At 51.9% G+C, this 11,414-nt stretch carries 7 protein-coding genes; 4 read left to right on the top strand and 3 right to left on the bottom strand.

What is annotated here, in order from left to right; genetic code table 11:
- A partial coding sequence (locus ABFD83_08670; GenBank protein ID MEN6357141.1) for a M3 family metallopeptidase occupies positions 1 to 349 on the top strand: 349 nt, incomplete at its 5' end.
- Positions 350 to 441: 92 nt separating this feature from the next.
- Here the strand turns inward: ABFD83_08670 and ABFD83_08665 are convergent.
- On the bottom strand, positions 442 to 1,266 hold the full coding sequence (locus tag ABFD83_08665; GenBank protein ID MEN6357140.1) for a sugar phosphate isomerase/epimerase family protein: 825 nt from the start codon (positions 1,264 to 1,266) through the stop codon (positions 442 to 444).
- A 295-nt stretch (positions 1,267 to 1,561) separates the two neighbouring features.
- On the opposite strand from ABFD83_08665, the gene ABFD83_08660 reads away from it, so the two are divergent.
- The 3 genes from ABFD83_08660 (at position 1,562) to ABFD83_08650 (ending at position 5,314) form a co-directional block, all read left to right on the top strand.
- Entirely contained in the window at positions 1,562 to 2,311 is a 750-nt protein-coding gene (locus tag ABFD83_08660) for a metallophosphoesterase (protein ID MEN6357139.1), read from the top strand.
- A 66-nt stretch (positions 2,312 to 2,377) separates the two neighbouring features.
- Complete coding sequence (locus tag ABFD83_08655) at positions 2,378 to 4,030, top strand: hypothetical protein (protein MEN6357138.1); 1,653 nt, start codon at positions 2,378 to 2,380, stop codon at positions 4,028 to 4,030.
- A 69-nt stretch (positions 4,031 to 4,099) separates the two neighbouring features.
- Positions 4,100 to 5,314 (top strand): rhomboid family intramembrane serine protease, encoded by a 1,215-nt coding sequence (locus ABFD83_08650; protein MEN6357137.1) that lies wholly within the window; start codon positions 4,100 to 4,102, stop codon positions 5,312 to 5,314.
- A 420-nt stretch (positions 5,315 to 5,734) separates the two neighbouring features.
- On the opposite strand, the gene ABFD83_08645 is transcribed toward ABFD83_08650, so the two are convergent.
- On the bottom strand, positions 5,735 to 9,151 hold the full coding sequence (locus ABFD83_08645; GenBank protein ID MEN6357136.1) for a type ISP restriction/modification enzyme: 3,417 nt from the start codon (positions 9,149 to 9,151) through the stop codon (positions 5,735 to 5,737).
- Between the two features lie 122 nt (positions 9,152 to 9,273).
- Positions 9,274 to 11,205, bottom strand: coding sequence for an ATP-dependent zinc metalloprotease FtsH (gene ftsH / locus ABFD83_08640; protein ID MEN6357135.1), 1,932 nt, complete (start codon positions 11,203 to 11,205; stop codon positions 9,274 to 9,276).
- Positions 11,206 to 11,414 lie beyond the last annotated feature (209 nt).

Raw genomic sequence — 11,414 nt, 5'->3', positions numbered from 1 at the left:
GGCTATGTTCCTTGATTCAGTCGAGATGGGTGAGGAGCACAAGGTCTGGTGGATGTATGTGAACCACTTCATCGGCTCACCGTTCTATGTCTACGCCTATTCATTCGGCGAACTGCTCGTCCTGGCGATCTATTCCATGTATCTCGAGCAGGGCGAGGCCTTCGTTCCCAAGTTCATCTCCCTGCTAGAGACGGGCGGCTCATGCTCGCCTGAAGAACTGCTCGGTCGAGTCGGTATCGACATCAAGAGCCCCGAGTTCTGGCGCGGAGGCATGAAAGTAATGGAACAGCTCATCGCCGACTTTGAGAGCTTACATGCTCAGTGGAAGACTAAAAAGCTTAGCTGCTGATTTCAGGTTATGTCATTCCGAACGCAGTGAGGAATCTGCTTTTTACAACATGATCGTCCGGGGCATTCCTGCCCCGGACGAAACTTAATTATCTAGCACAACGGGTCAAGAATCGCGATAGCTCTCTTTATATCTTCTATTTGTTTATCACCGCTTATCTCACGCTCAATTGTGATCGGGCCGGTGTATCCGAGGGATTTCAACTTGGGCACTAAGACCGGGAAGTTGACACGTCCTTCGCCGAGCGCTTTTTCAGGGCCGAGGCTGTCGGGCTCGGTCGGATAGTCCCCGTCCTTCGCATGAACACCCTTCACATATGGTCCGATGATATCCAGCGCGTCAACAGGGTTGGCCTTGCCATACATTAACAGATTGGCTGGGTCGAGGTTTACACCCAGATTGTCTGTTCCGATATCTTTCATCACCCGAAGCACTGTGATAGGAGTCTCTTGGCCGGTCTCAAAGTAAAAGCCGATGCCCAGTTCTTTGCATCGATTTGCAACTTTTGAAAGGGCATCAACAGTTCCCGCATAAAGCGCGTCCTTTGGGTTTTCCGGGATGAAACCCGCATGTGTGGTTATTGACGCAATCCCGAGTCCGGCTGCAAATTCAGCTCCTGCAATCAGGTCCGCAACACGCGTATCCCGATACTCTGGCGGAACCAGACCAATGGTGGATGGTCCCTCGGTAAAATTCCAGCGTGCAGGGCCTGAGTAGCCTGTCCATAGAGTAGATATCTCTACACCATACTCTTTTCGCGCCAGATCGACTGCCTTTGAATTATCTGTGGTATACTTTTCCGGGCCCCAACACGCCATTTGAGTGCTTTGGAGTCCGAAGTCCTTAACTCTTTTGAGCTCACCGGCAACATCCGGGCGCAAGGAAGTCATTACGCCTATTTTGAGTTTGTCTGCCATTTCTGCATTTCTCCCTTTTATCGTCCAAATTGGGTCATGCAACACTTCTGCGCTAAAACTCAATCTCCTTCGCCGGGAACAAGCAGGCGCAGGATTTAAGTAGATAATTTGGAGGACAAGGTTATTGAATACGTCTGTTAATGCAAGGATAGTGATGGTGGTCATTCTCTTTGGTTTGGTCTGGATAATCGCATACGAAAATTTGCGAACCCTCTGCCTCATAATTCTCAGAAAAAAATATAGCCGTCTAACAAGAGCTTTATGGCTTTTCGCGGCTTTGGCGGTTGTTTTTTGTGTGATCGATGCATTTTGCATAGAGCCGAACTGGGTGCAGGTAACCCACCATACCATCAATACAAAAAAGCTTCCATCAGGAGCAAAGCTTCGGATCGTTCAACTGTCCGATTTCCACATGACCAGCTTCAACGGGCGCGTGCGAAGCATGATTAACTTGACGTCAGCCGGCAAGCCGGACATAATAGTCCTGACAGGCGACTACCTGAACAGAAAAGATCCTGCTGGTTTTGCCGAGCTTACTCGTGTGGGCAGAGAGCTTTCAACAATCGCTCCCACCTATGCTGTTGAAGGGAACTGGGACAATTATAAGCATATTAAGGCTCTTGAAGACGGTGGAGTGAAGTCCATTACGGGATGGGAGGTCATCCCGACTCGAAAAGGCGGCAAGGTGGCGTTGGGACACCTGTGGTGGTCTATGCCGATGGCTGCGGTTTATGTGCCTCCTGACGTTGAGCCGCTTTATAAAGTGCTGCTCTGTCACAAACCTGATACGTTCGATTCGGCTGCAAGCAAAGGTATCGACCTGATGCTCTCAGGCCATACGCACGGCGGCCAGGTAAGGCTGCCCATATTCGGTGCGCTCTTACCGGACCGCGACATGATAGGCAAATATCAGGCCGGGCTATACAAAATCGGCAAGAGCATGTTATATGTAAATCGTGGGATGGGAATGGAATCGTCAGCGCCGCAAGTGAGGTTCTACTGTCGACCCGAAATCAGCGTGATTGATTTAGTATCTAGTAATTGAACTGAACGTTGACGGGTATGGGCTCTTCACTCTCCACCCTCAACTCTCAGCTTGTAAGGAGATAGTATGCTTCGAGCATTTTGGACATGGGACCCGGTATCGTGCATCACGAGCAATGCCTGTTGCGAACCATGGGCATACAGGGACAATAAATGGTTCTTTGACAAGAGCGTTTGGCAGAGAATGCTGCGCACGATGGCTGAGTGCGGATTTGATGCGCTGATACTTGCAAATACGCATCCGTTTCCATTCATGATCGATCTTTCCGCGGATTATCCCGAGTCCGCAGTGCTGGATGAGGCGGGGCTTGCGAGATATCAAGGCATGCACCACTGGATATTTGAAAATGCTCTGGACTATGACATTGCCCCTTACCTGTTCTTCTCTGCCGATCGTTTCCCGGACAAGTTCGCAGGCGCGCACAAACTGGAGTCAAGCGTTAAACAAGCCCCGGATATCGCGGTCAAATATGCGCACATGTGCGTTCGCACGCTGCTGGAAAACTACCCGGAGCTTTCAGGCCTGTTCGTGTCGGCGGATGGTGCTAACGCCGGATTTGTTGGGCAGACAGTCGTTGACGCGATGGATGCAGTCAGGCCGGACGCTCCGCTCTATCTATGCGTCAACCAGGCTGAACCGGATGCCGCAGTCAATAAAATATCGCGCCGTGGAGATAGGCCTGTTCGCTACTCAGTCAAATATACGGCTGATCACCTGGTGGATGCAAATCCTGACCCATTGTTCACCCGATGGATTGAGGCTGTGGGGGCAGAAAATGTTGCAGCCGAGTTTCGCGTGTCCAATTTTGAGCCGTGGACAAGTTTTTCATTCGACACCGTCGAGGGAGTGCTTGCAAATTTGAACCGAATAAACTGCGGCGGGCTTTCGCTTCTGCCGCTCTCGGTTTGCGACTGGCCGCGCACGTCGGATACATACTTCAAATATCAGTTTCAGCGCGACTTCGTCTGGTACAGAGTATGGGCAGGCAGCAGCGTGCCGCAATTGCTCCGCGAAGGCCAGCCCAAATGGCTCCTGCGAAACAAGCGGATAATCGAAGGTTTCCAAGCCGGATCACGCATACTAGAGCTGTTGAGCCTTTATATCGCGGGAGATAAGACAGATGCCTGGCGGCCTCAGTTCTGCTGCGTATTTGACCATTATTTACATAAGCTCCATCTGCTTTCAATCGAGGACATGCTCCATATAGACGATGCCCCGATCTTTTCCGGCAGGGACTGGTGGACGGAGGTGACGGGCGATAAGGTCGTTCACCCTGCGGAGTACGTCAAGTCCGGCACCCCCGAAGACGCATATGGTCCGGATGAGTTGATTGAAGAGCTTGCCGATTTGTCCGAGCAGGCAATCGCATCAGGTGAGAAGGGGATGCGCAACAATTCGGGCGAGAAGGAGATTCCGGGTCTGACACGAGACGCTTTTTGCATGGGCAGACTGGGCGAGTTTTATGTCGAACGTCTGAAAGCCGCTCTGGCTCATGCGCGAGGTGAAGACACTGAGGCGCTCGAACATATGAACCGAGCCATCGGTCTTTATCGTGAGATCAGAGGGGTCGATTCGTCCCACAGGGACGATTTTATGATTGTTGTCGGTCGAGACTGTGTGCGGATGAGTTGGACAGCGGTCGTAAAAGCTCTCGAAGCCGAATACGCGGACGCATCGGCTGGCGACTACAAATCAGGCAGCCATTATCCCATAGGGTGACGGCATGCTTTATTGCAGCGCAGGACGGGTGTATAATTACTTTTGATCAGCCTGAAATTGCGGAGCATAATGACTCAAAACGTTCAATCCAAAAAGCCCGAGTTCCCGCTGGCGGTGGTCACGATTATCGCAGTCAATGTGATACTGGCCATCATATTCAGCCGCGACTTCGATAACGCCGCGCGCGACTTCGGCCTGATTCCCAATACTTTTAGAGTAGGCAGGCTGATTACATCCTGCTTCCTTCATGACGGTCCCATCCACCTCATCGCTAATATGGCTCTGCTCTACATATTTGGGGCGGATATAGAGCGGGCAATCGGCAGGCTTGAGTTTATCATCTTTTATATCGGCGCATGCCTTGCGTCATCGGTCCTGCATATAGCGATAGTGCTGGCATCATTGGACCCATACTACGCAAGCAGAGCAGTGGTGGGCGCGTCGGGAGCGATTGCAGGTGTAATGGGCCTGTATGCGGTCAGGTTTCACAGGCGCATCTTCAAACTCGACGGCATAGAGGTGTCGGCGCTGTTTTTGATCATGTGCTGGCTGGTGATGCAGCTCGGGCTGGGACTTGTGGCGCTGTATCGTGATGACCTGTTCGGCCTTAGATTGAAATATGTGGCCTATTGGAGTCATCTTGGCGGGTTCACATTCGGTATTGTGACCGCCATGATAGCAAATATGGCTCTACAGGGCGAAAGAGAATATCTGACCAGGAAAGGCCGTCAGGATTACGATGAGGGCAATATGCTCGAAGCCGCCCAGGACTATGACAGCCTCGTAAAGTATGACCCGGACAATGCATTTGCCCACGCTGAGCTTGGCAAGCTCTGGGCCATAATGGAGGAGGAGACACAGTCTCTGCCTTATTATCGCAATGCGATTATGCTATATATCAAGCAGGGCAATGAAGAGGCAGCCATTAGTGTGGCTGCGGAAATGAAGCAGTTTTGGCCGGATGCGCATCTGGAGGCCGGTTGGAGGTTCAGACTGGCATCTTTCCAGGAAGAAAACGGCCAGTATGAACGAGCTATCGCGGCGTTTCATGAGATCGCGCAGCAGGAGCCTGACAGTGCCGAGGCCCAGATGTCGCTGCTGAAGATCGCCCATTTGCAACTGAGTTCGCTGCATGAGTGCGCTGCGTCAATCGCCACCATAAACACATTTTTGGAGCGCTATCCCACCAGCGAATGGCGCAGCTTTGCTGAAAAGACTCTCAGGCAGGCAAAAGACCTTGCATTTCAGAAACGAATGATTTTTCCAGGCGGCGCCGCCGGGTAATAAATCAATTTTGGATACCAAGAGAGAGTGTGTTTGGCTGCTGCCGAATCGACGAAACGAACTGAGCGTGAAATTTTAAGTTTTGAGCGTGAGGCAGTTCGTTTTGGCTGTTTTTTTATATCAGTAATTCTTTCCTCTTGCAAAGACACTTCGCGAGCGTATGCTCCGGAGCGCTTGCACAATGCTTCGGGACTACGTCCGCGAAGCATCCGAAAATTATCCTTCCATAATAACAGTACGGCAACTCAGCCAAAATGTGGTTAACAGACCATGGTATTTCAGTTAAATGTTGTTCACTGATTGTTAATGAGCGCCGGTATTAAGGGTGCTGAGGGTTCGGCGGCTTCGGCAGCGGGGTTGGTGAATAGCGAAAGGCAACGCGTAATTCACTGCTGCACGAAGCAACCAAACCTTGGATGGTTATTTGTTAAGCGGCCAGGGATAGGTATTGTTCTTAACCAGGTTATAATTAGAGTCCAGGTCGGGTTCCAGCAGAAGTATGGCAGCGATGCGGCGGGCTATGTTGGTCACTTCCAGCGCTTCTTCGGGTTTTAATGGACGCTTAAGCAAGTCGAACTCGCGATAGCTGAGCCATTTCTTGATGACTTGATAGCCGCCGATGTGATAGTCCCAGACCCGGGAGGGGATGTTTTTCCAATATGCCTTGCTATTGAGATATACATCAAACGTAGACTCGCCGAAGCCGCATTTATTGCAGACCGTCCTCGATTCGAGCTTGCCTTTGCCGGGCATGGTGACACCATCTTTACCGGCGTGCCCCCAACCTGCCTTAAGAGCCAGGTCTCCGGCGTCCGGGTTCAGAGAGTCTCCGCAAGACGCTGTAAGCACCCCGATATTCTGAAGCTCGGGCATAATCGAGCCTGAAGTAACGCCGGGGACGTCTTTTTCTGTATCCAGCAGTGCTGCAACCTTTGCGCCGAGTTCGGCTGAGGCCAGGAGCATGTCTTTTGAGTTGGGCAGAGGTATTCGAGGCCAGTCCTGGCGGATGCCGTCCGCATTTTCACTGAGGTACAGTGGCGAATAACCTATGGCGAGGACATGCATCCAAATCAGACCGGCTGTTTGAGAATCCGAATCGGGATCAGAAATGCCAAGACTGCCTAGATATGCGCGTGCTTTTGGCGATAAATTCGCTGAAACCCCAACGTTGCCGATATCGCTTGTTTGAAAGAGTCCGGTCTGCGAATTGTTATCTTTATTGGGTGTCAAAGAACTGTCCCAACGAAGCGGCACGAAATAAGCATCGGTATTCAACGCATGTTGAAAGCCAATTGCAGAAGTGCAGTAAAATGGAACTCCTTCTGGCGAGGCTACACCTCGTCGGCGTGTAACAAGTGAGACATTGCCCGTCCAACACTGTGCAGCGTATGCCGGGCGCGGTTCATTCCAGACGGGACGCACTCCAGTATAGTAGCACCATCGTGTGTCCATTGGACGGACGAATATCCGGCAAATGCGATGCGCGTCAAAACCCTCGGTTAGCAAAAGCTTTGTTCTCGCAGCGCAGGCATCGAAACGTGCAGCATTTTGACTTAGGCCGGAACCAAGAGCTACAATATCATCCCAGGGAACATTCGCATCCATATAGGTGCGCATAGTTTGTTCCAAAGCATTGGCGTCAATGCTTATAAGTGAATCCTTGCGGTTCGCAAGTATGCCTAATGATGGGCTGAAACCACATAGGTCAGCTACGCTTAACCATCCACGATAATGCGATGCCACAACCTCTGGCCTAAAGGAGTATAAATTTTCCCGAATTGGCTCGGCGAAACGGTAGTGGGTATTAAGCTCGGCAAAAGCAAGGCTGTTCTTAACATCTTGACGCTTGTTGACTCCCCAAAACTGCCGAAATCGGACTGCAGGGTTTTCAGTCCTAGCACCTTTGCGGACCATCAAGCCAATAGTGGTACCTAAGCGTATACCTTCGCGATTGTACTGCGTTGAAAAGACGCTTGGGTCCGGTTTGCCATCAGGGGTCAGCTTTCCGGTCTCCCGACTATCGCCGTTCATGCTGTCAAACCACAATGAATCAAAACCCTTAAGGAAACGCTGCCGCATGACTACATATGATGCATCACTCAGATAAGAGTAATTAGATATGTAACAAACCACACCTTTCCCAGTGACCTCTGCAATCCTCCTTTCGGCCAAGCGGAAGAAGCGGACATACAAGTCATCCATATTGAACTTCTTAATGCCCCACTCAGAGATCAGACCCTCTTTGTATGGCTCTACAAGACCCTGCTCCTCTTTTGGGCTTGTGCCTGCAAAGGCGTTATACGGCGGATTTCCGAGGATCACCAAAATAGGCTTGTCGCGTTTTACCTCATCTGCGGCGTCACGCTCCTGTTCGAGTTCGGGCCAGAGAAGGCGATCTTTTGGCTCCTGCGGAGGCTCCCAACCGGTGAGGGCATTGGTAAGATATACCCCGGCGCGCTCGGAGCCATCTTCCTTTAGCGGAGCGGATAAGCTCTGAAGGAACAGGCCGAGCTGCATGTGCGCGATAACAAACGGCGCGGGAAGAATCTCGAATCCAAATACGCGACTTGTGGCGGCTTTCTTTATATCGTGGCCTATCAGGGCATCATTGCGCTTGCTTTTAAGAGTCTTTTCTATGCGCTTGAGGACTTCAACCAGATATGCGCCGGTGCCGCAGCAGGGGTCGAGTATATAGACACTCGGATCGGCAAGACCGTCGGCAATTCCCAACTCTTCGCGAAGAACGGTATCGACACGTTCGACCATATACTCGATGATCTCAGGCGGGGTATACCATACGCCCAGATCTTTGCGAAGCTCGGGATCGAACGCCTCAAGGAAAGGCTCATAGAAATATTGGACGGCATGCTCTTCCTGAAAACGATCAAAAAACACGGCGCTGTCCACACGGTTAAGGGTCTCGCCCGCCCATGTCATGATGTCTTCCAACTGAAGCGGCCCGAGCTTTGACGGCGCGGATATCTGCTCAAAAAGGACACGTATCATTGGAACATGCAGTGACCACTGCGCCATACGCCAATCAAAGCGGGCGGATGTGTTATCCTTGTTTTGTTTGCACCACAACACCCAGGCAGAAAAGAGGCCGTAAAAGAGTGTCTGAACCAGGGTCGAACGGAAGAAATGTTCGCCCTTTTCATCCTTGAACTGAAGGCCTAGCGCCTCTTCCAACGCTGCACGAATTGACTTAAGCGCATCCATGTCTTTTGCCGATTCGATCCGCGCCTTGGCGTCACGAGCATATGAGGCAAGAAACCATGCAAGGTCTTTTGGATCGGCAAGAGGGGCATTGCGCTGCATGACGCGCTTGAGATATTCGATGAAGCGTTCACCGTGCCGTTCGGCCACACTCCGCGGGTGGGCTGCTTCACGCCAGAACTGCTCTTGCGAGTCGGCAAGAGTGTAGCGCTCAAGGTTTGTATGAATGCCGTTATCGCCACGCTGGATGAGCAGGAAATCTCTGTAATTGGTAACCAACACGAGGCCATAGCGCTCCACGTAGTCCCTGACCTGTTTGGTCTGCGAAATATGCAGGACGTCATCGGATGTGCCTTTTACCTCGATTGCACCGCGAGAAGGAACCTGATCAAAGACCGTATCGGTATGCTTGCGCAACTGGTCGGATGTGAAAAGGCCGCCATCCGGCAAGCCTGCGCCCTGATTTCGCAAGTTTATTACACAACTAACTTTGGGTTTGAGTGTCTTGCCGATTTCGTTTAAGAGATTTGCGAGCGCGCCATAATGTGAGGTTTCAGCGACATTTGCACCAGTCGCATGCGCAGTGTAGAGCTCTCGGATATAGGTCTCAAATGGATTCATCGACTCCCCCGGCAGCAAACAAGCGCCGATGATGAGTTCGACTTGGAACTGAAAAATCCCTTTGTAAAGATATAGTAATAAAAAAGCCCCTCGCAACAGCAAGGAGCTTTAGTTTACTTAATTTAGGCTACGCCCGGTTCCAGCCTGGGTTTGGTCTCAGGCTTGCGCTCGACTTTCTCATCGACCGGGATGTCGGGTTCCAATGGAGTGGAGGCTGTAGGCGGCTCCTCATGCTTTTCGGCAAGGGTAGCGCCCTCCATCAGGGCCTCGAACTCCTCGCGCTCCAGAGTCTCTTTTTCCAGAAGAACCTTGACTATGGAGTCCATCTTATCACGGTTCTCCATGAGGATATTGCGCGCGCGCTCATAGGCAGCGTCCATGGTGGTTCGGATTTCTTTATCTATGCGCTGAGCAATCTCCTCGCTGTAGTTACGGTCCTCCATGACATCTCTGCCTAGGAACGGATTGCCATGACGCTTGCCGACTGTGAGCGGCCCGATCGTATCGCTCATACCATATTCGCAGACCATGGCGCGGACGGTCTCGGTGGCGCGCTCAAGATCGTTATGCGCGCCGGTGGACATCTCGTCAAAGACGATCTCCTCGGCAACACGTCCGCCAAGCAGACCCGCGACATCGTCCAAAAGCTCGCTCTTGGTGGTCAGATATTTGTCCTCAGCCGGCATCATCATGGTATAGCCGAGAGCCATGCCTCTGGGCAGGATGGAGACCTTATGCACCGGATCGGCATTCGGCAAAAGCTCGCCTACTATCGCATGACCCACTTCATGATAGGCCACCATTTCTTTTTCTTTGTCGCTGATCAGGCGGCTCTTGCGCTCGGGACCGGCTATTACGCGGTCGACGGAGTCCTCGAAATCGGCCATGAATATCTTGGTCTGCTCACGCCTTGCGGCAAGCAGGGCAGCTTCATTGACCAGGTTGGCAAGGTCAGCACCGGAAAAGCCTGGAGTCCTGCGGGCGAGGCTGTTGATATTGACATCATCGGCCAGCGGCTTGCCTTTAATGTGCACGTTGAGAATGGCTTCACGACCTGTGGCGTCGGGGTTGTCGACAACCACGCGGCGGTCGAATCGGCCGGGCCTCAGCAGCGCCGGGTCGAGCACGTCAGGCCGGTTGGTCGCGGCGATCATGATGACGCCCGAGTTCGGGTCGAAACCGTCCATCTCGACCAGGAGCTGGTTTAAGGTCTGCTCGCGCTCGTCATGGCCTCCGCCGAGACCTGCGCCTCGCTGGCGGCCCACTGCGTCGATCTCATCGATAAAGATCAAGCTCGGGCGGTTTGCCTTGGCGGTGTCAAAGAGGTCCCTTACACGGGAAGCGCCCACACCGACGAACATCTCAACGAAGTCCGATCCGCTGATATGGAAGAACGGCACACCGGCCTCGCCTGCAATTGCGCGGGCCAGCAGCGTTTTGCCGCATCCTGGAGGTCCCAGCAGCAGCACGCCCTTGGGAATTTTAGCGCCCAGAGCCTGGAATTTTTTTGCGTTTTTGAGGAACTCGACAACCTCTTCGAGTTCTTGTTTGGCCTCTTCGACCCCGGCTACGTCCTCGAAAGTGACCTTCGGGACATTCTCATTGAGCCGTTTTGCCCGGCTTCGCCCAAACGACATCGCCTGGTTTCCGCCCGCCTGAGCTTGCCTCATAAACAGCATCCACAGCACTACGATGAAGCCCAGCGGCAATATCGTGTATAAAAGAGACATAATGCCGTCGGATATGAATGGCGGTTCATTTTTGAAGTTAACGTTGTATTTCAACAGGTGATCTTGAAACTTGGAACGCTGTTCAGGAGCGCTTGGGTCAAGATCGGTAACATATTTTTTGCCATTTTTTGTCTGATATTCAAACTTGTCCTTATTGAACCTGCCCGTCTTGACTATGCCGTCGGAAACCTGCTTCCAGGCAGTGGAATAGTCGACCGTCTTTGTAGGGGTGAGGGACTGACGTAGCGGATTTCGTCCCATAAGGAGCATGATTATGAGTGCTATGAATACAAATACAGCTATGTTTTTAATGTATCGGTTCACTTACCCGTTTCCTCCAGTGCGTGTCGATTCGCACAACTCGATTATACCATGCCCACTATTCACCCGCAAATCAAATTGGCAAGAGGCAATTGCGATAGACGAATATAGCGTTCTTTTTTACTGCGCAGAATCGCTGCAAATAACTGATATCTCGCTTGTAGCAGTATGCCCTCTACTGCAAATAGTCCTTAAAAGACCGATTCTCAGCT

Source organism: Armatimonadota bacterium, from assembly GCA_039679645.1.
Taxonomy (GTDB): Bacteria; Armatimonadota; UBA5829; order UBA5829; family UBA5829; genus UBA5829.
This window is presented reverse-complemented; position numbering and strand designations above follow the sequence as displayed.

What these genes read in the sequence shown, in the direction of transcription:
- ABFD83_08665 (MEN6357140.1), bottom strand. Translation starts at nt 1,266, where the DNA reads ATGGCAGACAAACTCAAAATAGGCGTAATGACTTCCTTGCGCCCGGAT.
- ABFD83_08655 (MEN6357138.1), top strand. Translation starts at nt 2,378, where the DNA reads ATGCTTCGAGCATTTTGGACATGGGACCCGGTATCGTGCATCACGAGC.
- ABFD83_08650 (MEN6357137.1), top strand. Translation starts at nt 4,100, where the DNA reads ATGACTCAAAACGTTCAATCCAAAAAGCCCGAGTTCCCGCTGGCGGTG.
- ABFD83_08645 (MEN6357136.1), bottom strand. Translation starts at nt 9,151, where the DNA reads ATGAATCCATTTGAGACCTATATCCGAGAGCTCTACACTGCGCATGCG.